Raw genomic sequence first — 23,593 nt, 5'->3', positions numbered from 1 at the left:
GAAGACGGCCGTGAAACACGCCGCCGCCCTCACGTTGTGCCTGCTGCTCGCGCTGTCCTCTTCTGCCCGGGCCGAGGCTCCGGCGACCGACGAGGGGCGCACCTGGCACCGGTTGGTGGGCATCCTCCAGTACCTCCAGGCGGACTACCCGGCGGCGGTGTCGTCCCAGTCGGAGTTCGAGCTGACGGAGCAGAAGAGCTTCGCGGCGGAGGCGCTGGCGGCGGCGAAGGACCTGGGCCCGGCGGCGGCCACGTTCGTGCCCCGCGTGGAGGCCATCCAGGCGCGCGTCGATGAAGCGAAGGACCCGGAGGGCGTGAGCCGCGACTGCGGGGAGCTGGTGGAGAGCCTGGTGCTCGCGGGCGGCCTGGCGCGCAGCCCTCGCGTGGCGCCGGACCTGGAGCACGGCAAGAAGCTCTTCCAGGCCAACTGCACCGCGTGCCACGGCACGGAGGGCAAGGCGGACGTGGCCATCGCGGCCAACATGGAGCCTCAGCCGGCGAACTTCCACGACCCGGAGCTGATGGAGGACGGGCTCACGCCTTACAAGGCGTTCAACACCACCAGCTTCGGCGTGCCCGGCACGGCGATGCCGGCCTTCCCCACGCTCTCCGAGGAGGACCGCTGGTCGCTGGCCTTCTTCGTCTTCACCCTGCGCCAGCCGCCGTGCCAGGGCGAGCCGCCCAACGCGTCGCTGGAGCGGCTGGCCACGTCCACGGACGCGGAGCTGGCCAAGGCGTTCGGCGCGGACAAGGTGGCGTGCCTGCGCCGGAACATGCCGGACGCGGACGAGGAGAAGGTCCTGCTCAACGCGCGCGCGGCGGTGGGCCACGCGATGCGCATGGGCGCGGAGGGCGACTACGTGGGCGCGAAGAACGCGCTCCTGGACGCGTACCTGAACGGCCTGGAGCCGGTGGAGCCCAAGCTGCGCGGGCGCGACCCGGCGCTCACCCAGAAGCTGGAGGAGGCCTTCATGCAGGCGCGGCTCGCCGCCGAGCGCAAGAGCCCGCACCTGCAGGACGAGGGGCGCGAGCTGCTGTCGCTGTTGGACCAGGCGCGCAAGACGACCGGCAGCACCACGGACGTGCTGTCCGTGGCGTGGCTCACGCTGCTCATCCTGCTGCGTGAGGGCTTCGAGGCGACCATCATCGTCACGGCGCTCCTGGCCGCGCTGAAGAAGATGAAGGCCATGGACCAGGTGCGCGTGGTGCACGCGGGCTGGGTGTCCGCGCTCATCGCGGGCGCCGTCGCGTACATCATCGGCCGCAAGCTGCTGGCGGGCGCGCAGCGCGAGTGGCTGGAGGGCGTCACCGCGCTCGTCGCCGTGGGCATGCTGCTGTACGCGGCGCTGTGGCTCAACGCGCGCGCCAACGTGAGCCACTTCATGGGCGAATTGCGCCAGAAGATGCAGGGCGCGCTGGGCCGGGGCAGCACGGTGGGCCTGTTCGTCATCGCGTTCACGTCCGTGCTGCGTGAGAGCTTCGAGACGGCCATCTTCCTCCAGGGCCTGGCGGTGGACTCCGCGGCGGGCGTCGTCTGGGGCGTGGTGGCGGGCGTCGTGGCGCTGGCGGTGCTGGTGCTCTTCGTCAACCGCATGGGCTACCGGCTGCCCATGAAGACGCTCTTCAACCTCTCCACGGTGGTGATGGTGGTGACGGCGGTGATGCTGCTGGGCAAGGGCATCCACTCGCTGCAGGAGGTGGGCGCGCTGCCGCTGGTGCCGGTGCGCTTCATCTCCGTGGACATGCTGGGCCTGTATCCGGACGCGCTGTCCCTGGTGCCGCAGGCGCTGCTGGCCGTGGCGCCGCTCGTCTACCGGGCCCTGCGGCGCCGTCCCCGCGAGGAGACCCCCGCCTCCGGTGACAGCGCGACGCCGACGCAGCCGTTGCGGTAGCCTTCCGTCCTGGTGAAGCACACACGGCCGTCCCTACTCCTCGCCCTGCTGCTCGTGTCGGGCCTGGCCTCCGCCCAGGAGGCCCCCGCCGAGCCGGCACAGGTTCCCGCCGGGAGCCTCACGCCCCCACCGCTGGTGGGCGCGCCGGACCAGGACGTGCCTCCCCCGCCGGACGTCACCTCCGGTGACGAGGTCCCCACGCGCACCTCCGTCACCCCGGAGGCGCTGCCTTCCGTGAAGGCCGCGCCTGCCGCGAAGGACCCGGTGCCGCGCGTGGCGCTGGAGGTGCTGGGCGGCACGGCGGGCGGCGTCGTGGGCGCGACGGTGCTGGGCTCGGTGGGGTACCTGCTGGGGTCCGCCACGGTGGGCTGTGACGAGTGCCTGGTGATGGCCGTCGCGGGCGCCGCGGCCGGAAGCATCATCGGCATCCCGGTGGGCACCTACGCGGGCGGCCGGTTCATGGGCGGACGCGGCCGGGTGGGCGCGACGGTGGCCGGGAGCATGGTGGGCTGGGGCGCGACGTTCCTGGCCCTCACGCTGGTGAACAGCGGAGGCACGGAGGCGCCGCCGGCCCTCAACGCCGCCCTCTTCATCCTCCCCGTGGTGGGCGCGAGCGCGGGCTTCGAGTTGTCCCACGCCAACGCCCTGCGCAAGGAGGCCGCGGTGCAGGAGCCTCCCCCGGGCCCGGCCGTGCGCCTGATGCCCGTGGCCACCTACAGTTCCAAGGGCCCGCACCTGGGACTGATGGGCAGCTTCTAGGTCGAGCCTTCAAGGAGCAGGACATGACGATCACCCTCACCGCCTTCGAGCGCTCGCCCGACCGAGGCAGGGGTCTGGCGCGGGACATGCGGGTGCGCTGGGCGCTGGAAGAGGTGGGCCAGCCCTACGACGTCCGCCTGGTGTCGTTCGAAGCGATGAAGCAGCCCGCGCACAAGGCGCTGCATCCGTTCGGGCAGATCCCGACCTATGAAGAGGACGGGCTCGCCCTGTTCGAGTCTGGCGCGATCGTCTTCCACATCGCGGAGCGCCATGCCGGCCTGCTGCCGGAGGACGCGCATGGCCGCGCCCGTGCGATTGCGTGGATGTTCGCGGCGCTCAACACGGTCGAGCCGCCCATCTTCGACCGCAGCCTGGTGACGATTCTGGAGCGCGACCAGCCCTGGTACGAGCATCGCCTGCGCGCGCTGGACGACCTCATCCGGAAGCGGCTGGACGACCTCTCCGCGCGCCTCGGCGACGCCGACTGGCTCGACGGCGCCTTCAGCGCGGCCGACATCCTCATGGTGACGGTCCTGCGCAGAGCGCAGGCGATGGGCATCCTCGAGGCGTATCCGGGCCTCGCCGCCTATATCGCCCGCGCCGAAGCGCGCCCGGCCTACCAGCGCGCGTTCGCCGCGCAGCTGGCGGTGTTCACCGCCGCCCCTGCCACCGGGTGACGGCGCGCGGGCCTACGACTCGGGCGGAGGCGACAGCAACGGCATCACGTCCACCGCGTCGCACGGGAAGATCGTCATGTGCGGGTGATTCTCGAACAGCTTCGCCGCGGCTTCGTGCGACGGCGCGCGCACGACGACGAAGACGGTCAGCTCGTTCACGACGTCCGCCACGCCCGCCAGCGACGTCCGCTTGGTCGTGCCGAGCGGGCCGCCCCCGTAGACGATGACGTCCCGGTGCTTCTCGTCCCAGGCCTTCACGGCGGCGACGCCGGCCTCGGCCTTCGCGCGCCGTTCCTCCTCGGACATCGCATTCCAGGCGCGCCAGCGAGGACCCATCTTGTTGCTGAGGAAGACCGCCAGATAGGTGCCGTCCATGCTCATGCTCCGACGCGGAACCAGGTGAAGGACTCCTCGCGCACGCGCCCTTCGGCCACCAGCTTCTCCAGGGACGCCAGGGCGCTGCGCTCCGCCACCGGGTGCAAGAGGGGCGGCGTGTCCGCGTAGGCCGTGGCCACCACCTCCGCGAGCGTCGCGCCCGTCGCGGGCACCGCCTCCAGGATGAGGGCCTCGCGCTGGGCGCGGTGGCGCAGGTACTCGTTCAGCTTGCCCGGGCCGTCCGGCACCGGTGAGCCGTGCGCGGGGTACAGCGTCGTCACGGGCCAGTCGCGCAGCCGCTTCAACTGCGTGAGGTACTCCACCATGTTGCCCTCGGGCGGGTCGATGACGATGGAGCCCACGCTCGCCACCATGTCCCCCACGATGGCCGCCTTGCTGCGCGAATCCACCAGGCACAGGTGCCCTCGCGCGTGCCCCGGCGTGTGCAGCACGTGCCAGCGCTGCACCATCGGCCCGTCCAGGTTCAGCACCTCGCCGTCCTCCAGGAGCCGCTCCACCGGGAAGTCCAGCCGGTCCGCCGTGCTCGCATGACACCAGAGCGGAATGCCCAGCCGCTCCTTCACCGCGAACGCCCCGCCCACGTGGTCGCCGTGGTGATGCGTGAGCACCACCGCCACCGGACGGGCGCCCTCCGCCTTCAGCCCCGCCACCAGCGACAGGAGCTTCGCGTACTGCTTCACGTCCGACGAGCCGGGGTCCACGATGAGCAGGTCGCCCGTGCCCAGCACGTACGCGTTCGTGTGCGTCGCCGGAGGCAGCGTGGGCGTCTCCAGCGCCACCACGCGCACGCCGCGCTGGAACTCGATGCGCTGGGCCACGTAGCCCGGGCAGTACGGCGGCGTGCTCAGCTTCGCGCGCGCGTCCGCTTCGTCCGTGAACTCGGACAGCACCTGCAACGCGTGCTGCGCGGGCGGATGGAGCAGCGCCGTGCCGTCGCTCCAGCGGGACAGCGCGTCCTCCGGGCGAATCCACGCGCCTTCCGTCAGCTCGCCCGGGATGATGCTCGCCGCCGCACCCTCCGGCAGCTCCACCAGGTAGAAGCGCGTGTCGAAGCGCACCGGGACGGACGGCGGCGTCACCCAGCGCCCCGCGGGCTTGAGGTCCTCCGCGCGCAGGGACAGCGTGTGGCGGACCAGCCACTCGCTCCACTTCACCGTGCCCGCGAGCAGCGCCGCCCGCCCCTCCTCCAGCGCCTCGGGAGACAGCGCTCGCGCGCCTTCCGCCACCAGCACGCCCGCCTCCTCGAACAGCTCGCGCGCCGCCGCGGAGCGCAGCGCGGCTTCTTCTTCCTGGGCGCCCTGCACGGGCACTTCGTGGTCGTCCTTGTCCAGCTTGCCGCCGGGGAAGGCCTGGAAGCCGCCCGCGAAGGTGAGCGCGCGCTCGCGCTTCACCCAGAACACCTCCACGCCGGAGTGCGCGCGGCGATAGAGGATGACCACCGAGGAGGGCCGGGGCTCCACGGGGGTGTGGGGCGCGAAGAGGCCCATGCCGGGAAGGGGCTCGCTCATGGTTGCACCGTCGTCCTTCAGGATTGCGTCGTCTGGCCGAGCAGCCGGCCCATCATCTCGCGCGCCCGCTCCGCCTGGTCCGGCCGGACATAGAGCCGCGTCAGTCGCACCGCGCCACTGTAGCGCTGGTAGAGCGGCGTGTAGCGCGCCACCTCCGTCAGCCTTCCCGTGGACACGTCCAGGATGAACAGCCCCGGGTTGCCGCCGCCCCCGGAGGCCCCCACGTACTTGCTGAGCGCCCCCTTGGACAGCACCGTGTAGTGCTCGAAGCCGCCGCTGGTGAGCGCGCTGTTGAGCACCTCCAGGTCGTAGCCCGTGTCGCGCTCCGTGAACTGCGCCAGCAGCTTGAAGCCCTGCCGGCGGCTGATGCGCTCCGCCCACCGGTTCTTCGAGCGGCGCAGCGTGTACCAGAGCGCCGCGTCGTCGCAGAGGAGGAAGGACTCCGGGTCGTGGGGAATCTCGAACTCGCCGGGCGTCTCCTCGTAGTACCGGCGCAGCATGTGGTCGAAGTTCACCGACGTGTGGTGCAGGTACACCGACACGAACATGTGGTAGCGGCTGAGCAGGAAGTCCTCGAACGCGAACGCCGCCGCGCGCGACAGGGCCAGCACCGCGCGCCCGTCCTTCACCGCCGGGTTCAGGTTGGAGACGATCCAATCCATGTCGTACCGGCCGTAGTTCACGCCCGTGTAGAACGAGTCGCGCAGCAGGTAGTCCATCCGGTCCGCGTCCAGCTCCCCGGACACGATGGCGCGAAGCAGCGGCGACCAGTCCACGCCCTTGTACGTGAAGCCCGGGTCCTTGGGCGGCTTCGCGCCCGTGATGAGCGCCACCGCCGCCATGGCGGTGATGCCGCGCGGACCGAACTCCTTCTGGATGATGTCCGTCAGCGAGCTGTCCAGGAGCAGCTTCGCCGTGTAGTCCTCGTGGGTCGCCTGCTCCCCTTCCGCCACGGCGTCCAGCCAGCCAGGCAACCGCAGCAGCGACCGCCGGGGCGCGATGCGCTCGGACGCGTGCGACAGGGGCATGTGCCCCAGGTCATGACAGAGCACCGCCAGGCGTACGGCGGTGCAGAAATGTTCACGCACATCGTCCGGCAGCTCGGAGCGGCTGGCCACGGCGTTGAAGACGCGTGAGGCGACGTACATGGCGCCCAGGCAGTGGGCATGGCGGGTGTGGGTGGCGCCGGGGAAGGCCATGTCCCCGAAGCCCAGTTGCCGCACGTAGCGCAGGCGCTGGTAGTAGCGACTGTCGATGACGGCCTTCTCCGGGTCGCTCACCGGGATGACGCCGTGGATGGGGTCGCGAATCCGCATGTCGTCCTTGTCGGGACCTGAAGCCGGGGGTGGCCGGTTTCCGCTCCAACGGGTCACCCACCGTAGCGCATACCCCGGCAGGCGGTAGCCCTGTGAGGGACCGACCGGCCACCACGCCACAGGCTGGGAAGGTCCGTGGGGACGTGCTAACCCTCGGGACACTCCGAATGCACATCATCCTGCTGCACAATCGTGACCACGACCTCCTCGAGGACGACCCCGGGCGCGAAGCCCGCGAGGACGTGGTCCGGGTGGCCGAGAGCCTGGCCCACGCGCTCAGCCGGGACGGCGTGGCCGCCGAGCCGCTCGCCATCGAAGGAGACAAGCTGGACTTCGTGGAGGCCCTGCGCTTCCTCCAGCCCGACCTCGTGGTGAACCTCTGCGAGTCGCTGGCCGCCGACAGCCGCGGGGAGATGGCCGTCCCCTGCCTCCTGGACGCGCTGGGCCTGCCGTACACCGGCTCGTCCGCCCTGTCGCTGGGCCTGGCGCTGCACAAGCCCAAGGCCAAGGACGTGCTGCGCGCCCACGGCGTCTCCACCCCTGCCTCCTGCGTGGTGAAGAAGCGCGAGGACGCGTTGGCGGTAGACCTGCCGTGGCCCCTCATCGTGAAGCCCGCGCGCGAGGACGCCAGCGTGGGCATGGACTTCGACTCGGTCGTGACGGAGCGCTCGGCGCTCGTGCGGGCGTGCGAGTCCGTGCTGCGCACCTTCCATCAGCCCGCGCTCGTGGAGCAGTTCATCCCGGGGCGTGAGGTCTATGTTCCGCTGCTCGGCAACAGCCCGCGCCAGGCGCTGCCGCTCACGGAGATCCACTTCGGTCGCGCGTTCGACGACCGGCCGAACATCGTGTCGTACCGGGCCAAGTGGGAGGCGGAGTCACCGGAGTACCGGGACTCGCCCACGGGACCCTGCCGGCTCGACGCAGTGCAGGAAGCGCGTTGCATCCAGACGGCGCTGGAAGCATTTGCAGCGCTGGATTGCCAGGACTATGGACGCGTGGACCTTCGGGTGTCGCCCGAGGGTGTGCCGTACGTCATCGACATCAACCCCAACTGTGACCTGCACCCGGGCGCGGGGTTCGCGAAGGCGGCGCAGGCCGCCGGCATGGACTACGCGGCCCTGGCCTCCCGCATCGTGGAGGTCGCGCTTGAAAGGACCCATGGAAATCCGCACGCTCGAAAGAAAGGACCGGGAACCGCTCGCCGCGTTGATCCGGCGAATCGAAACCTTCTCGCAGGAGGAGCAGGACTGCGCCATCGAGCTGGTTGACACCGCGCTCACGGCGGGCAACCGGGACTACACCATCCTGGTGGCGGACCGCGGGCAGGACGGCGGCGGTCTGGTGGGCTACTGCTGCTACGGCCCCACGCCGATGACGGAGAACACCTTCGACCTGTACTGGATCGCCTCCGCGCAGGAGGTCCGTGGCCAGGGCATCGGAGCGGGGCTCATCTCCGCCATGGAGGCCGACCTGCGCCGCCGCAAGGCGCGGATCATCCGCGTGGAGACGAGCGCCACGGAGGCCTACGGCCCCACGCGCGGCTTCTACGCGTCCATGAAGTACGGCGAGGAGGCGCGCCTGCGCGACTTCTACAAGCAGGGTGATGACCTCATCATCCTGACCAAGCGCCTGTAATTCCCATCAGGAGCGGGCAGATGCCTTCCATGAACCGACCGATGCGACGCACCCGTCTGGGATTGTTGAGCCTGCTCGCCCTGCTGACAGGGGCACCCTCCCCGGCCTGGGCCCAGGCCCCCGCCGCGCTGAAGAACCAGGCGAAGGCCGCGGCGGCCAAGGCCCAGGCGAAGACCTCCCAGGCCCCGCAGGCCCAGGAGCAGCTCTCCGACGCGCTGAAGGCCCCGCGCCCCAAGGGCGGCGAGTACTTTGGCCTGTACCTGATGGACAAGAAGGTGGGTTGGTTCTTCACCGACCTGACGGTGCTGCCGGGCAACAAGGCCCAGAGCATCAACGAGCTCATCTTCAAGGCGCAGGTGGGCACGCGCGTGTCGGAGCGCGTGCACCGCGAGGTGCGCGTCTACGAAGCGAAGCCGGGCGGCAAGCTCCTGTCCTTCACCGTCACGCAGAAGGGCGACGGCGGGGACAACGAGCTGGTGGGCACGGTGACGGGTGACGCCCTGCGCGTGGTGCGCAAGCGCCCGGGACAGCCGGATGAGGTGCTCAAGCCCATGCCGCTGCCCAAGGAGACGATTGAAGACGCGGATCAGGCGCGCGTGGCGCTGCTTCGCGGCCAGAAGGTGGAGGGCGTGGCGCTGGACGGCACGGACCTGGAGGGCTACCGCACCGTCACGACGGTGGAGGCTCCGGAGGAGCAGGTGCTGGGCGGCGTGAAGGTGAAGCTGTCGCGGGTGAGCACGCTGTCGGACAAGGAGAAGGTGCCGGTGGCGGCCTTCCTGACGACGGACGGCAAGATGGTGCGGGTGGACTTCGGCCAGACGATGCAGGCGCGGGCCGAGTCCGAGTCGGTGGCGAAGCGGATGGACCTGGTGGAGGTGTTTGGCCTCACGCGCGTGGTGCTGCCCAAGCCGCTGCCCGCGAAGGCGCGCGAGGTTCCCGGCCAGCTGAAGCTGGTGATGAAGAACCTGCCGGAGAAGTTCCAGCAGGACACGTACCGGCAGAAGTACCAGCGGCTGCCGGACGGCCGCGTGGAGGTGACGCTGCTCGCGGCGCCGCCTTCGCCCAAGGGGCGCGTGGGCCGGCCGGTGGCGGACCCGGACGGTGGGGAGAACCTCAAGTCCACGCTCGCGGTGGAGGCGGACGCGCCGGCCATCAAGGCGCAGGCCAAGAGCATCATCCGAGAGGAGAAGGACGCGTACACGGCGGCGCGGATGCTGTCCGCGTGGGTGTACAGCAACCTGCAGAAGGACTACGGCGCCAGCGCGGACCGGGCCACGGACGTGCTGCGCCAGAAGAAGGGCGACTGCACGGAGCACTCGCTGCTCACGGTGGCCATGCTGCGCGCGTCCGGCATCCCCGCGCGCCGCGTGGACGGCGTCATCTACATGGTGAACTCCGACGGCGTGCCCGCGCTGTACTGGCACGAGTGGGTGGAGGCCTACGTGGGCGAGTGGACCCAGTTGGATCCCACCTTCAACCAGCCCGTCGCGGACGCCACCCACTTCTATGTGGGCTACGAGGGGAACGCGGAGATCACGCCCCTCATCGGTTCGTTGCAGGTCACGGACGTGAAGTAGTCCGCGTCAGTGGCCCGGAGCGGCGACCAGCCGCTCCGCGAGCAGGCCCTCTTCCGTGATGGGCCGCTCGCACACGAAGCCGCGGCAGAGGTACGCGGCGCCCTTCCCTTCCACCGGGTCGCGTCCCGCGAAGAGCTCCTGGAGGCGCGCGGGCGGAGTGGCGCCCGTGTCGTGCCAGCCGAAGGAGAACACCGGCGCGTAGGTGCGGTTCGCGGCGGCCAGCAGCGGGGCCACGGCCTCGCGGGTCCCCGCGAAGGTGACGCCGGACGCGCCGTCCACCAGAGAGTCCGCCGCGAGCCCCAAGTGGCCGTAGCCCATGGGGTTGCGCACCAGTTGGTCGTGCAGCTTGGCGACGTAGTGCTCCGGCTGGTCCAGATGGCACACGTCGCCGGTGAGCGCGGAGAGCGTCACCTGCGCCTCCGTCAGCGTGGACGCGCCGGACGGGAAGGCATTGTCGAAGAGGGAGAAGGCCGCCACCACCAGGTCCTTCTGTCCCCGGGGCGCGGAGAGGTACGCCTGCTTCTCCTCGTCCCAGAACAGCTCCACCGCGCGGTGCGCGAGCGCGTCCGCCGCGTCCAGGTACTTCGCGTCGAACGTGGCCTGGTAGAGCGCGGTGAGGCCGGAGGCGAAGTCGCCGTAGTCCTCCAGGAAGCCGTCGATGCGGCCCTGGCCGTGCTGGTACGAGCGCAAGAGCCGCTTGCCGTCCCACATCTTCGTGAGCACGAAGTCCGCCGCGTCCGAAGCGAGCTTCGCCCAGTCCGGCCGGTCGAACACGCGCGAGGCCAGCGCGAGCCCGCGGATCATCAGCCCGTTCCAGCCCGCGAGAATCTTGTCGTCGCGGCCCGGCTTCACGCGCTGCTCGCGCAAGAGGAAGAGGACGCGGCGCGCTTCCGCCAGCTCCTTCTCCACCGCCTCCACGGGGCGGCCCTGCTCCTTCGCGAGCTGCTCCACGGGGACCACAACTTCCAGCACCGTGGCGCCGTGCTCGAAGTTGCCTCCGGGCTTGATGCCGAAGTGGCGCAGCACGGTGTCCGCCTGCGGGCCCATGGCCAGGGCCGCGCGGACCTCCTCGGGGCGCCAGACGAAGAACTTCCCCTCCTCGCCTTCGCTGTCCGCGTCCTGCGTGGCGTAGAAGCCGCCGGCCGGGTCGGTCATCTCGCGACGGACGTACTCGACGGTCTCCTCCACGACCTTGCGCCAGAGCGGCCGTGACTCCACCTGCTCTGCTTCCGAGTACAGGTGCAGCAGCTGGGCGTTGTCGTAGAGCATCTTCTCGAAGTGGGGCACCAGCCAGCGCTCGTCCACGGAGTAGCGGTGGAAGCCGCCGCCCAGCTGGTCGTAGATGCCGCCCAGCGCCATGCGCTCCAGCGTGCGGAACACCGCGGCCTTCAGGGGCTCACCGCCGCCGCGCCGCCACGCGCGCAGGAGCAGCGCCACGTTCATGGGGTTGGGGAACTTGGGGGCGCCGCCGAAGCCGCCGTTCACGGGGTCCATGCGCTTGAGCATGGACTGGCCCATGGCGACGATGTCCTCCGCGGACAGGTGCGCGGGCGCGGCGTCCAGGCCATGGGTGGACAGCTCCCCGAGGCCCTCCTGGAAGCGTTGGGCCTGCTCCTCGATGTCGTCCGCCTTGTTCTCCCACGCGTCGCGCAGCGCGGAGAGCAGGCGCGGGAAGCCGGGCCGGCCGTAGCGGTCCGAGGGCGGAAAGTAGGTGCCGCCGTAGAACGGGCGCAGGTCCGGGGTGAGGAACACGGTGAGGGGCCAGCCACCGCCCTGCCCCATGAGCTGCACGACGCCCTGGTAGATTTGATCGAGGTCGGGGCGCTCCTCGCGGTCGACCTTGATGTTGATGAAGCCCTCGTTCATCAGGCGCGCGATGTCCGGGTGCTCGAAGGACTCGTGGGCCATGACGTGGCACCAGTGGCACGCGGAGTAGCCCACGGAGAGCAGGATGGGCTTGTTCTCCGCGCGGGCGCGGGCCAGGGCTTCGTCCCCCCAGGGGTACCAGTCCACGGGATTCGTGGCGTGCTGGCGCAGGTACGGCGACGGCTCCTGGGCCAGACGGTTGGTATGTCCAGAGGGGGGATGGTCGTCCATGGGGTACTCCCGGTGTGCAGCGGCTTCGCGGCCCTTCACATTGTGAGCCTGGGTTCGCGGGGGCAAGCTGAAATGGCCTCACTCCCCGCTGGCCAACGGCCCTCCGGTGAGATTTGTCAGGGGGCGTGCGTGCGTCCGCCCCCTCCAGCCCCGGCCCGGGAATGAAGGCGTGTCTCGTCCTGGTGGGGATGGGCGTGGGGGTGCGGCTCGCGCTGGCGCTGGGAACGGACGTCTACTTCGACGAGACCTATTACTGGCAATGGGCCCGGCATCTCGCATGGGGATATTTCGACCATCCGCCGATGGTGGCGTGGCTCATCGCCGCGCTGGGCATCCGGGGGACGGCGCTCGTGTGCGGGCTGGGGACGGGCGTGGCGGTGTGGGGGCTGGCGCTGGACGTGTACCGGTCCAGGGACGCGGCCTGGAGGGCGCTGGCGCTGTGGAGCGCGGTGCCGGTGGGAATCCTCTCCGGGGTCTGGGCCACGCCGGATTCGCCCATGCTGCTGTTCTGGGCGCTGGGGCTCTGGGCGCTGTACCGCGAGAAATGGGTGCTGGCGGGGCTGACGTGTGGCCTGGCGCTGCTGTCGAAGTATCCGTCCGTGCTGCTGGGCCTGGCGTTCATGGTCGCGGCGTTGAAGGCGCGGCGGCTGCCAGCGGGGGCGTGGCTCACGGCGGGGCTCGGATTGCTGTGCTTCCTGCCGGTGGTGTTGTGGAACGCGAGCCATGACTGGGTGGGCTTCAAGTTCCAGCTGAACCACGGCCTGGGCGGGCGCGGAGGATGGGCGACGTTCGGCGAGTACCTGGCGGGGCAGCTCGCGATGGGCGGGCCGGTGCTGTTGCCGCTGGCGCTGGTGTACGCGGTGCGCGGGCCGAAGGAGCAGTTCCTGCTGCGCATGGCGGCGGTGATTCCGCTGCTGTTCTTCGGCTACGCGGCGGCGAAGACGCGGGGCGAGGCGAACTGGCCGGCGGCGGCGTACGTGGCGGCGAGCATTGGCGTCGCGGGGATGCGGCCGGCGTGGCAGCGGGCGGCGGCGTGGAGCGGGATGGCGGTGGTGCTGGCGGTGACGTCGCACCTGTTGTTCCCGGTGCTGACGTTCGAGCGCGACGTGGTGCTGGCGAGGACGCACGGCTGGGGCGTGCTGGAGCGGCTGAGGACGCCGGAGCAGCTGTTCCCGGGCATGGCGCCTGGCCCTACGGCGGTCTACGCGCCCACGTACCAGCTGGCTTCGCAGGTGGCGTACACGGCGGGCGTGGAGACGGACACGGTGGGCCCGTCACGGCGCAAGAGCCAGTACGACCTGTGGCCTGAGCTGGAATTGAAGCCCGGGCAGGACGTGCTGTGGTGTTCGGAGAACGGCGTGGCGCCGCCGGAGGAGCTGGTGCAACGCTTTGGCTCCGTGGAAGGGCCCGTGAAGCTCACGGGGGTCTTCCGGGGTCGGCGGCTGCATACGTTCACGGTGTGGCGGTTGCCCTCCCTTAAACCCACACCAGACTGAACTTCATAAGAATAGCCCTCCCGCTAGCTCACAACACCACAAACAGACACAGCAACTCATCCATCTCGAACTGCCCTCCACACCGCACTATAGCCGCCACTATCTGCATCAATTCCCACCAAATCGAGAAGCTTTTTTGCCGCAATCAGCATCCAAGGAACCAATCGCCTCGGTGTTCGCACAAGGTCCGCCTGAAGCAAGTCCAGCCCTCGCACAGCTAACTCCCTTGCACGACCCAACAGTCCGAGTTCGCGTTCTATCAACGCAAGCACACAGAGGGCCTCACTAGCGTCCTCTCGGTGCGCAAGTGGATGCTCTCTATTAAGCTCGTCCCAAATGCCAGTCGCCGTATCCGCGAGCCCCAATGCATCCTGATACGAGCGAAGCAAATACTGAACCTGCGCAGAAACAACAAGAAAGTTAGCGCGACTAACACGCATGGTCCGAGCCCCACGCCCTGCCTCCAAGCGCTCAAAAGCAGGCTGAGCCAACCTCAGCAACTCCCGAGCTAAAACAGCGTCACCGCTCAAGACAAACAGCCTTGCCTTTAGAGCATACGCCTCGACTAGAAAATACCGCACCACCCCAGGTCGCTCAGCCGCAAGCTCCCCAAGCACTCCCAAGCACTCATCCACATGACTCAACGCATCATCACGCTGACCGAGACTCGCCTTAGCATAAGCCACTTTCAAATGTCTTATGGCGATCCTCATCAAACCAGAACCGGCATCTCCCCCCACATGCACTTTCTGCAGCGCCAAGCTCTCCAAAGCAACTTCAAGAGCTCTTTCCAATAATCCCAAATAAGCAAACGCACTCGAAAGCCCACTGAGCGAGGCACTTAACTCCTCACGAAAAACTTCAGGCCTCGCACTCGACAATCCGCGAAAAATCACAACCGACTGCTCAGCCAAAACGCGACCCTGCTCATAGCGACCAACATCAAGCCAAAACGAGGCAAGAGCCCTCAACGTAACTGCAAGCTTAGGCTGGAAAGCATCAGGATTAGCATCAGCAAGCTCCACCAATATCGCAAATGAATTTTGCGCATATTGCATAGCATCTTCCGTCCTGCCCACATGAGAAAGAGCAAGAGCAAAAGCATAATAATACTCAGCCAACTGATGCCGATCGCCCCCCGACCTCATTGACGAGTAGACGTCCAATGCCTCCTTCACAGCTTGGTACGCACCTTCAAAGTCACCAAGCCGCTGTTGAACAGCGGCACGATTGTGCAACACCGTAGCAAGATCATCTCGATAGGAACCAGGATTCGCTTCAACAAGCGAACGAAAATAAGAGACAGCCTCCTGGTTTTTATCCAACGCCTCAACATATTGCCCTAGCGCCATCAACGCATTCGAACTATGCATCAAACAAAGTGCATAATTCGCAAGATGCTGAGCCCCCAACTTAGCGAGCGCCTTGAAAAGTGGCAGCGCCTTCTCATTCACCTCCAGCGCTTCTCTATGCTTCTCTAAAGCCGAAAGCCGGCCAGCCAGCGCACTATAAGCAATTGCCAATTTCGATTTTTTCTCATTACCAATCGGCTTACCATCCAATCTCCTTTCGAGCCGCTCAAGCCTAAGCCGCGCAACAACAAGAGCACACTCACGAAGCGCAGTTGTTGCCGCAGGCATCTTTTTCCACAACGGCTCAATCAAATCATATGTCTCCTCAGACGAAGCCTTCTCAAGAACTTCAGCAAGCATCTTGCCAATCGGATCTCCCGACTCAATCGCAACAGCGCTAGCTGCGACGGCCGTACGCAACGACAGATTGCCACTCAAACCCCTTTGCAGCCATACAACATCCGTAGGGCTTTGTCGGGCAAGCCGATTCAAGACCACCAATGCGCTTCGTTGGATCGGCTCATCAATTGCCTTATCAAGCACTACATCCAACAAAGAGCCATCTTTAGAAAGCTCCTGAGAAACGAGCCTCTCACCCAGAATATCTGGGCGAAGCGCGTCAATACGCCCCGACAAAGCATAAAATGTACGAAGCACCCCCAAAATCTTATTAACGACATCGATTCCCACTCCCTGAAGACTGGGAATCGATGAAATAATTTGCCGCGCGTCCCTTCCATCCTTTACCCCAGCACGCAGCGTCAGTATAGCAACTGCCTGCTCCAATCCTTGATAAAAGGAAGGCTGCAACCCCTGAGCCTTCGCAGCTTCGTGCCAATATCGACGCTCCCGCCGCAAGGTCGCTTCCAACAAACTTGTCGCTGTTTCTGGACGCTCCCCAGACAACGCAGCCATGGCCGCCAAGTGAATAAACAACACATTTGCAAAATGGGGCGCCGACAGGTCTGGTGCAATAACACCGTCCCGAGCTTTGCCGAGCCTTTTCGCAAAAGCCGACAACGCCTCTTGGAATATTACCTCCCTACCTTGCCGCTCTCCGGGAACTTCTGGAATCCTGAGCGGCCCCGTTACCGCACGACCCAGCAAAAAACTCTCGATTGAAGGATAATCTATAGCAAGCCGGCTCCACCATTCGCCCGCATCTCGCGCAAGCAGCATTATCCGAATCCGCTCGGCCCCCCCACGATTCTTCGAAAAGGCCACTCGAATTAAGTCAACAACCTCACGCTGGCGAGTCTCGGCATAATCAACAACAACAAATACGCGAGCGCACCGTTCGACAAATCTTCTGATCTCATACTCCGACACCTGACCAGCGCCACTCGTGAGAAACCCTCCACTCCACCCCTTGATGCGCAACTCCCTGCAAGCCTCAATCATCAGCCTAGTCTTGCCTGCTCCTGCAGAACCAATCCGGAACTGAATCGCTGCCGGCAACCCATCCGGCTCTTCAGCCCAAGCCAACACTGCATCAAGCAAATCTTTTCGGGATTCATGAAACGGAACACAGGCCTCTTCCGCCCTCAGAAGTTGGCTTTCCGCATTCCCCCATGCAGGATCCCAACTTGGCTCCTTAATTTCGAGGATCGAGGGCCCCACCAATGAGGCAATGGCTACTGGAGCTTCGGTCGCGCCACCAGCAGATATGCCAGCGGTTGCTTGCAACAAATCTGGGCTCGCAGTGCTCGACGGGACTTCGGACTGCCTGGACAAGCCAAGCGCATCTGCCAAACTGCGAGCACAGTTTGCCCAGGTATATCCATCACTTCGCTCTGACAACAAAGTTCGAAGTGTCTTGGCATACTGTTTCTTGCGTTCAATATCATGCGCCAAATTAAGTATAGCCTGACTTACCCCCTGCTCGTCTGCAGGGTCGAAGTTCTCCTCCCCAAAATCAGACAGCTCACCAAGCCCGCCACGCACCTCGACGACAGTGAGACATGCCAATCCAGGCGCACCAAGCCTGTCGTCAATCAATTTATACAAACCGCTATTTCTACTGACGATGAGCGGAACTTCCGCCGCAATAGCTTCCCAGCCCGTGAGACCGAACCCCTCGTGCCACGACAACATCATGGCAAAGCTTGAACGTCTCAGTTCATCAAACAACTGATTGCGATCTTCTTCATACGGAAGAGGCAGGAGGTTGAGTACGCGCCCCGCCTTCTCACGCGCAAAGATCCGAAGAGATTTTTCTTCCTCGCTGAGCGGAGACACCCCAATAACTCGCAACAACGGTTCATCTCGCAAAGACTTCGGCTCACGAGGCTTCGCATTCGCTTCCCTGCAGGCCACGGCAAATCCTGCTACCGCAAGGCGCCCTTGCTTGATTCGGTCATTCGCTGGATCAAAGCGCCCAAAAGTTATCCCACTAAACTTTACCCCGAGTTGCACTGGAACAATCTCTGCAAGCCCAGGGACAATCATCTTCGGCTGTCTTACGCCATCCAGTAAGTCGCTTAGGCTATCCCGCAGAAGTGGCCCCACAGCGAATACTTCATCGGCTTGGCGAAAAAGATTCCGCTGAGCATCCTCTTTTCTCTTGGCTGCCAGCGCTTCCCCATGCTTGTAACTAGAATAGGCGACGTAATTCATATGATGGATCAATGCGGACTTGCCCTGCCCTGAGCATTTAGGAAGAGCAGCAGCCACAGCCCCGCTGATCACATCGTGGCCGATCCACCAAAGAACTTCGTCTGCTCCCTCTGCCTGCACCACAGCCAGCACACTGAGCGTGCGGCTCTCATCGACCCGCTCTCCATCTTGGACGTTGAGAGAAAGAAGCTTCACGCCGTGCTTCGCTGCATCCTCAACCTCGTTGGAAGCAGCATTCATCACCACGCAGATGACACGTGTTTGGGGAGCTACTACTGGGCCGAGCGCCTTTGATAAGTCGGTGTTGAACGAATTGATGCCGCCATGCTTCGGCCCCCAAGCGTTCGTAATCAGAACGATTCGTGCCATAGATCCCCAAAGGGCTTAGACCGTGCCAGCTGGATCCTAGCAGGTCAAGAGGTGCGGTTGATGGCCCACTCCTCCCGCGTTCCCGATGCAATGGAGGGGTATTCGATGTCGATGCACGAGAAGATGAGGCAGTAGTGGCGGCGCAGACGCGGGGCGAGGCGAAGTGGCCGGCGGCGGCGTACGTGACGGCGTGCGTTGGGGTCGCGGGGATGCGGCCGGTGTGGCAGCGGGCGGCGGCGTGGACCGAGATGGCGGTGGTGCTGGCGGTGACGTCGCACCTGTTGTTCCCGGTGCTGACGTTCGAGCGCGACGTGGTGCTGGCGCGGACGCACGGATGGGGCGTGCTGGAGCGGCTGAGGACGCCGGAGCAGCTGTTCCCGGGCATGGCGCCTGGCCCTACGGCGGTCTACGCGCCCACGTACCAGTTGGCTTCGCAGGTCGCGTACACGGCGGGCGTGGAGACGGACACGGTGGGCCCGTCACGGCGCAAGAGCCAGTACGACCTGTGGCCTGAGCTGGAATTGAAGCCCGGGCAGGACGTGCTGTGGTGTTCGGAGAACGGCGCGGCGCCGCCGGAGGAACTGGTGCAACGCTTTGGTTCCGTGGAAGGGCCCGTGAAGCTCACGGGGGTCTTCCGGGGGCGAAGGCTGCATACGTTCACCGTGTGGCGGATGCGGACGTTGAACTCCGCCGTACAGCCATAGTGTGTCCTCATCAGTCCTGAGCCACTGGTACGACGCAGGCTTGTCACTCTTCACTGCGGAGCCAGAACCAACGGCCCTTGGACCGAAGTGCTCCCTCGAGGAACTCCCGAAACGAACTGGCGATCAGCGCGCAGTACTCAGGGTCAGGGAACGCTTCGTTGTAGCCATCGCGAATGGGATAGCGTCCCTCCTCCTGGCGGCTCACGTCGAGAAGGATGTAGTTGCTATCCCTTACCTCGCAGATGGCATACCAGGACGGCGGTCCAGCCTGCTCCGTATCCTCATCGCGCATGATCACTCGCGCGCGGGCAATCCGTGACAGCGGCAGGAACGTGAAGGCAGGATCGACGAAGCCGAACGTGGGATCCCGCTGGGCAAACAGCCGGGCTCCGTCACAATGCAGGTAGAACGCACGCAGGTCTGGTTCCAGGCGCCAGCCCACACGCTGCTCGAACGCGTCCAACTGCTCCGGTGTCGCCGGTGGATTGGGAACGTGAAGGCGCGAGACCTCCTCAAGCAGCTCCTCCATCGCCTGGTGCCTATTCTCCATAGGGATAGTCCGTGCCGACGCTCGTCCACGGGGGCGAGTTCGCGTAACACTGGTTGTAGAGCCTGAAGAGCGTCTGATGGATGTCCTTGGGAAACGGCAGGATGTTGTCCCAGTCCGTGGGATTGCCGCCATGCCAGAGGTCCCGGATGTGGTGCCCCTCGTAGGGATTCCCGTTCTCCGAGGGCCATGCGCCAAAACGCTTTGCCCACTGCTCCCGGAACTCAGGGCGGCTGTCATCCCACTTACCTCGGGCTGCCTTGTTCTGAGCGGCGCCGAGCGTTGCGTAGTTGCAACAACAGTTCGTCATGCCGAACCGGCTCCCGGCACGGACGACCGTTCCTTCAAAGTCCATCTTCACGTCCGCGAGCCACATGCATCCCTGAAGGGCGTGGCCGCTGCCCGCGCACTTCTCTCGGCAGTAGGCCATGAGCTGCGAGCTGCACTGCCAGGGACCATAGTGGATGACCGTGCGGAACTGGCCTCCACCTGGCACGGCCACCAGAGGCCCTACCCACTTCCGAGCCGAGGCAGGGGTCGTGGGCGTTGGACCTTCAGCGCAAGCTGACAGAAGCAACGTCCCAAGCAGGAGGACCGTTGAACGCTGAGTGGGAGCATTTTCCTTTGCTGTCATGAGCGCGCACCCTACCGCGCTCAATGGAGAATCCATTCCGGCACGAAGCCGGGGTGCAGCGTCCGCCCCCGGCTTCGTGGCTCATGTCACGGGCAGAGCGTGCCTTCGCGGCGGCACACGCGGTCGCCGCAGAAGCAGGAGTAGCCCGACTGGCAGGGGCCGCACTGCGGCGGGTTGGTGCCACCGTGGTAGCCCTCACCCGTCACGGTCGCGGTGGCGAGCAGCGTGGTGTGCGCCCGGCCCGAGTAGAGCTTGAACGCGAAGGTGTTGCCCGCGGTGATCCAGGGCGCGGCCTGGCAGAAGTTGTCGCCCCGGGCGAAGAGCACCTCGGACTGGTTGTTCACGCTCAGCCAGACCTCGCCCTCGGAGATGCCGCTGACTTCGAAGCAGACGTTCGTCGCCCCCGTCTGCGTCACACCCAGGTTGATGCGCACGTTCGTGGGCGTCGCGCTGAGGGTCCCCGTGATGGGATCCGGCTTGTAACAGAGGGTCTCATTGTAGCCCCAGGGCGTACACGGAAACCCAAACGTCGTGCAGTACGCCGAGCAGTATTGATTGAGGATGGTGTATCCGGACGGGCAACCGAACACCGGCGCTCCGTGGACGCGAAGTCCTGCCCCCCCGCGCGCACGGGTACTCCTTGAAGATGGAGTCTCGGCACCGAAGACATACGCCCCCCTGCATCAACCGCACGGCCGCGATGGCGGGAGGCGTGTGACAGAAGCGGGCGATGTCGGTGAAGGTTCCCGAGGGCGGCCGGTGGTGAACACTTGAACCCGGGTGTGACCGCGGCGGTGCGCAAGCTGTCGGACAGTCGGACCGGGCGCGGGTTGTAGCCCGGCGGGGGCGTGATGACGGTGCGCCCCCAGCAGGACAGGTGGCGGGCAGGCGGGCGAGGGAGGCGGGCATGGGGATGGTCGGCGGTCGTGCGTGGCTTTCGGCGTTGTCGTTGGTGATGAGCGCGGCCCCGGTGTTCGCGCAGGGCTCCTCCGTCCAGATGGATCCGATGACGGTGCGCCGGGTGATGGACGTCACCGTCGAGCCCCGCCTGGAGCATGACTTCGCCGGGACGGGCTCCCGGCCCACCGCCGAGCTGAACGGGCGGCTCTACTTCCTCGCCACCTTGAGCGGCACGTCGCTTCAGGAACTCTGGGTGACCGACGGGACGCCCGAGGGGACCCGCTCCGTCCAGCAGGAGCTGCTGCCCGCGGGCACGTCCATCGACCGGGGCTCGTTGCGCGCCACGCCGCGCCGCCTGTTCTTCACCGCGGTCTCCGAGGGGAGCGGGCGCGAATTGTGGACGAGCGACGGCACCCGCGAGGGCACGCACGTCACGCGCGAACTCGCCCCCGGCATGGGCCACGGCGTCGGGAATGCGGCGCCTACCTTCGTCTTCGGGGACACGCTGCTCTTCGCGCCGACGCACTCGGCGCAGACGGAGTTCGACCTCTGGAGGACGGACGGCACGGAGGCGGGCACCGTGCCCCTCAAGGACATCTACCCGGGCTTCGCCACGGCGAACGTGCACGGCTTCACGCGCGTGGGGGACACGGTCTACTTCGCCGCGGAGAACGAGCGGGGCTTCGAGCTGTGGCGGACGGATGGCACCGAGGCGGGCACCACGCTCGTGCGAGACATCAAGACCGGCGTCGGCGACTCGTATCCCGAACAGCTCACGGACGTGGCCGGCACGCTCTACTTCACGGCGGTGGACGACACGGGGGACCGCGCCGTCTGGAAGTCGGACGGCACCGCCGAGGGGACGGTGCGCGTCAAGGGCTTCAACACCGTCGTCACGGGCCGCATGCCCACCCTGCTGACCGCCGTGAACGGCACGCTCGTCTTCCTGGTGAGGAGCGCGGAGGAGTCCTCCCAGCTGTGGCGCACGGACGGCACCGACGCGGGCACCCAGCTCCTGGCGCACCTGCCCAGCGCGATGATCAACGCGAGCACCTCCTTCGTCCCGTCGGGCGACCGCGCCTACCTGGTGGCCCAGGGGGCCACGCTCGGGGACTCGATGTGGGTGACGGACGGAACGGCCGCGGGCACGCTGCGCCTTCCGAGCCCCGCCGCATCCGCGCGGGAGTCCGTGCGCGGCGTGACGCCGTGGGAGGACGGGCTCGCCTTCATCGTGACCACGCAAGCGGGGGCGAGCGAGCTGTGGCGCACGGACGGCACCAACGCGGGCACGTCCCGGCTGACGCGGCTGCCGTCGGGAACGGACTTCGCGCTACCCACGGGGCTGGTGCCGTTCCAGGGCGCGCTGCTGACGACGGCCGGAGACCCGTGGACGCCCCATGCGCTGTGGCGCATGGAGCGGGATGAAGCGGCGCCGACCTTCCTGTGCCCGGCCACCCAGGACATGCCCTCCAACCGTCCGGAGGGCACGGACCTCATCCACTACCGGCCCGAGCTGCGCACCGGAGCGGAGCAGGCGTGGATCCGCACGCCCTTCATCGACGGCCAGTTGCTTGCGCTCAACCAGCCCATCGCCATCACCTACCAGGCCGGGGATGCGCAGGGCCGCCTCACGTACTGCACCACGGTGCTGACGTCGCGGGACCTGACGGCGCCGGCCATCAACGCCTGCCCGACGTCACTCACCCTGAACGCGCAGTCGCCCCGGGGCACGACCTTCTATTATCCGCACCTGGGCATCGGGGATGAGACGAGCCGGGACGTCATCATCACCTACAGCCCGACGAACGGCAGCGTGCTGCCCCTGGGCACCACCCAGATGAACGTGACGGCGCGCGACGCCTCCGGCAACGAGAGCACCTGTGCCTTCGCCGTCACCGTGCGCGACAACCAGGCGCCGGGGCAGGCCTGCAAGGTGAACGAGGTCCGCGTGGAGGCGGAAGGGCCTGACGGCGCGCACGCGTTCTGGCCGGACCTCACGCCCACCGACAGCCTCTCCAGCAAGGTCACCGTCACCGGCACGCACGCGTCCGGGGACCTGTTCCCGCTGGGCCTCACCCGCGTGCAGGTCGTCAGCACCGACGAGGCGGGCAACAGCAGCACGTGTGAAATCCAGGTCCGGGTGCGCGACTCGCGCCCGCCCGTGCTCACCTGCCCGGAGGACCAGACGCTGACCACCGCGGTGATGTCCGGCACCCGCGCGGAGTACCCGGCCGCCACCGCCAAGGACAGCGTCTCCGAAGTGGAGCTCCTCTACAGCCCCGTCGTGGGCACCCCGCTCGCGCCGGGCCTGCACGCGGTGCAGGTCACCGCCATCGACAAGGCCGGCAACGCGGCGCTCTGCGACTTCCACCTGACCGTGCAGTACGACCCGACGAGCGACATGCGGCAGGGCATGGGCTGCTCGGTGGGCAGCGGTCCGGAGTCGGCGGTGGGCTGGGCCGCGCTCGTCGCCCTCGCCTGGACGCTCAGCCGCCGTCTGAAGGACGGCAAGCCGCGCGCGTGAGCCATGGCGGCGCGGGGGACTTCCGCTACAGTCCCCTTCGCGCCCCATGGATCTCACCCTCTTCGTCGTCGGACTCGTGAAGGTCGTCCTCGGAGGCCTCGTGGCCGCGCTCGGCATTGGCCTGAGCATGCGCGGCCTGAGCCGCCTCCTGGACAGCCACCCCGTGGAGGAGCTGCGCCAGGGCAACGTCGCCTCCGGGCTGGTGCACGCGACGAGCCTCGTGTCGCTGGGGCTGCTCGTGCAGCACGCGCTGAAGGCCACGGGCGACGCGGTGGACCTGGCGGTGCAGAACCCGCCCGTGTCCGCGACTTCGGTGGTGCAGTTGCTGGGGCTGGCGCTGGTGCACGTGGCGCTGTCGCTGGCGGTGGGCGTGGCGGTGCTCGCCCTGGGCGTGCGGCTGTTCGACAAGATGACGCCGGGCATCGAGGAACTGGCGGAGGTGCGCAAGGGCAACATCGCCGCCGCGCTCCTGCTGTGCGCGTTCCTGCTGGTCATCGCGCTGCTCACCGCGCCGGGCCTCCAGGCCGCGCTCAACGGGCTCATCCCCTTCCCGCAGCTGCCCACCGGGATGCTGCGCGCGCCCGCCTGAGGCCAC

18 protein-coding genes are annotated in these 23,593 nt (G+C 67.0%); 10 read left to right on the top strand and 8 right to left on the bottom strand.

The annotated features are described in order from the left end of the window. The first annotated feature begins 10 nt into the window (after positions 1–10). The 3 genes from JYJ93_RS10885 to JYJ93_RS10875 are packed head-to-tail and all read left to right on the top strand — an operon-like array spanning position 11 to position 3,327. Entirely contained in the window at positions 11–1,891 is a 1,881-nt protein-coding gene (locus JYJ93_RS10885; protein WP_206789177.1) for an FTR1 family protein, read from the top strand. A 12-nt stretch (positions 1,892–1,903) separates the two neighbouring features. Further along, positions 1,904–2,650, top strand: a complete 747-nt coding sequence (locus tag JYJ93_RS10880; protein ID WP_206789167.1) for a GlsB/YeaQ/YmgE family stress response membrane protein — start codon at positions 1,904–1,906, stop codon at positions 2,648–2,650. Between the two features lie 23 nt (positions 2,651–2,673). Further along, positions 2,674–3,327, top strand: coding sequence for a glutathione S-transferase family protein (locus JYJ93_RS10875; RefSeq protein WP_206789165.1), 654 nt, complete (start codon positions 2,674–2,676; stop codon positions 3,325–3,327). Positions 3,328–3,339: 12 nt separating this feature from the next. On the opposite strand, the gene JYJ93_RS10870 is transcribed toward JYJ93_RS10875, so the two are convergent. The 3 genes from JYJ93_RS10870 to JYJ93_RS10860 are packed head-to-tail and all read right to left on the bottom strand — an operon-like array spanning position 3,340 to position 6,547. Further along, a complete protein-coding gene (locus JYJ93_RS10870; RefSeq protein WP_242543762.1) occupies positions 3,340–3,702 on the bottom strand; it encodes a hypothetical protein in 363 nt (120 codons plus the stop codon). Between the two features lie 2 nt (positions 3,703–3,704). Next, positions 3,705–5,231, bottom strand: a complete 1,527-nt coding sequence (locus tag JYJ93_RS10865; protein WP_206789153.1) for an MBL fold metallo-hydrolase — start codon at positions 5,229–5,231, stop codon at positions 3,705–3,707. Positions 5,232–5,248: 17 nt separating this feature from the next. Beyond that, on the bottom strand, positions 5,249–6,547 hold the full coding sequence (locus JYJ93_RS10860) for an HD domain-containing protein (RefSeq protein ID WP_206789144.1): 1,299 nt from the start codon (positions 6,545–6,547) through the stop codon (positions 5,249–5,251). 167 nt (positions 6,548–6,714) lie between these two features. Between JYJ93_RS10860 and JYJ93_RS10855 the strand changes: the two genes are divergently transcribed. From JYJ93_RS10855 to JYJ93_RS10845, 3 genes are read left to right on the top strand one after another with little or no spacing between them, the layout of a single operon-like run. Next, positions 6,715–7,815, top strand: a complete 1,101-nt coding sequence (locus JYJ93_RS10855; protein WP_206789142.1) for an ATP-grasp domain-containing protein — start codon at positions 6,715–6,717, stop codon at positions 7,813–7,815. Next, positions 7,754–8,182: a GNAT family N-acetyltransferase gene (locus JYJ93_RS10850; RefSeq protein WP_242543761.1), complete on the top strand. Its 429-nt coding sequence runs from the start codon at positions 7,754–7,756 to the stop codon at positions 8,180–8,182. Before JYJ93_RS10855 ends, JYJ93_RS10850 begins: the two co-directional genes overlap by 62 nt. 41 nt (positions 8,183–8,223) lie before the next feature. Next, on the top strand, positions 8,224–9,759 hold the full coding sequence (locus JYJ93_RS10845; RefSeq protein ID WP_242543760.1) for a transglutaminase-like domain-containing protein: 1,536 nt from the start codon (positions 8,224–8,226) through the stop codon (positions 9,757–9,759). 6 nt (positions 9,760–9,765) lie between these two features. On the opposite strand, the gene JYJ93_RS10840 is transcribed toward JYJ93_RS10845, so the two are convergent. Further along, the gene (locus JYJ93_RS10840) at positions 9,766–11,856 is read right to left on the bottom strand and encodes a thioredoxin domain-containing protein (protein ID WP_206789129.1); all 2,091 of its coding nucleotides are present in this window, start codon (positions 11,854–11,856) and stop codon (positions 9,766–9,768) included. 125 nt (positions 11,857–11,981) lie between these two features. On the opposite strand from JYJ93_RS10840, the gene JYJ93_RS10835 reads away from it, so the two are divergent. Next, on the top strand, positions 11,982–13,352 hold the full coding sequence (locus JYJ93_RS10835) for a glycosyltransferase family 39 protein (protein WP_269012805.1): 1,371 nt from the start codon (positions 11,982–11,984) through the stop codon (positions 13,350–13,352). Positions 13,353–13,408: 56 nt separating this feature from the next. On the opposite strand, the gene JYJ93_RS10830 is transcribed toward JYJ93_RS10835, so the two are convergent. After that, positions 13,409–17,689 (bottom strand): tetratricopeptide repeat protein, encoded by a 4,281-nt coding sequence (locus tag JYJ93_RS10830; RefSeq protein WP_206789120.1) that lies wholly within the window; start codon positions 17,687–17,689, stop codon positions 13,409–13,411. 134 nt (positions 17,690–17,823) lie between these two features. On the opposite strand from JYJ93_RS10830, the gene JYJ93_RS10825 reads away from it, so the two are divergent. Continuing rightward, positions 17,824–18,393 (top strand): hypothetical protein, encoded by a 570-nt coding sequence (locus JYJ93_RS10825; protein WP_206789118.1) that lies wholly within the window; start codon positions 17,824–17,826, stop codon positions 18,391–18,393. 43 nt (positions 18,394–18,436) lie between these two features. Here the strand turns inward: JYJ93_RS10825 and JYJ93_RS10820 are convergent, their stop codons facing one another. The 3 genes from JYJ93_RS10820 to JYJ93_RS10810 all read right to left on the bottom strand — a co-directional run bounded on the left by JYJ93_RS10820 (position 18,437) and on the right by JYJ93_RS10810 (position 20,164). Further along, complete coding sequence (locus JYJ93_RS10820; protein WP_206789116.1) at positions 18,437–18,922, bottom strand: SMI1/KNR4 family protein; 486 nt, start codon at positions 18,920–18,922, stop codon at positions 18,437–18,439. A gap of 10 nt (positions 18,923–18,932) precedes the next feature. Next, complete coding sequence (locus tag JYJ93_RS10815; protein WP_242543759.1) at positions 18,933–19,370, bottom strand: hypothetical protein; 438 nt, start codon at positions 19,368–19,370, stop codon at positions 18,933–18,935. 290 nt (positions 19,371–19,660) lie between these two features. Beyond that, a complete protein-coding gene (locus JYJ93_RS10810) occupies positions 19,661–20,164 on the bottom strand; it encodes a hypothetical protein (protein ID WP_206789114.1) in 504 nt (167 codons plus the stop codon). A 317-nt stretch (positions 20,165–20,481) separates the two neighbouring features. On the opposite strand from JYJ93_RS10810, the gene JYJ93_RS10805 reads away from it, so the two are divergent. Together JYJ93_RS10805 and JYJ93_RS10800 are read left to right on the top strand one after the other, a co-directional pair. Next, positions 20,482–22,998 carry an HYR domain-containing protein gene (locus JYJ93_RS10805; RefSeq protein ID WP_206789112.1) on the top strand — a complete coding sequence of 839 codons (2,517 nt, stop codon included), beginning with the start codon at positions 20,482–20,484 and terminating at the stop codon, positions 22,996–22,998. Between the two features lie 46 nt (positions 22,999–23,044). Next, the gene (locus tag JYJ93_RS10800; protein WP_206789103.1) at positions 23,045–23,587 is read left to right on the top strand and encodes a DUF350 domain-containing protein; all 543 of its coding nucleotides are present in this window, start codon (positions 23,045–23,047) and stop codon (positions 23,585–23,587) included. The last annotated feature ends 6 nt before the right edge of the window (positions 23,588–23,593 follow it).

Origin of the sequence: Corallococcus sp. NCSPR001 (genome assembly GCF_017309135.1) — a bacterium.
In the GTDB taxonomy this organism is placed as follows: Bacteria; Myxococcota; Myxococcia; order Myxococcales; family Myxococcaceae; genus Corallococcus.
This window is presented reverse-complemented; position numbering and strand designations above follow the sequence as displayed.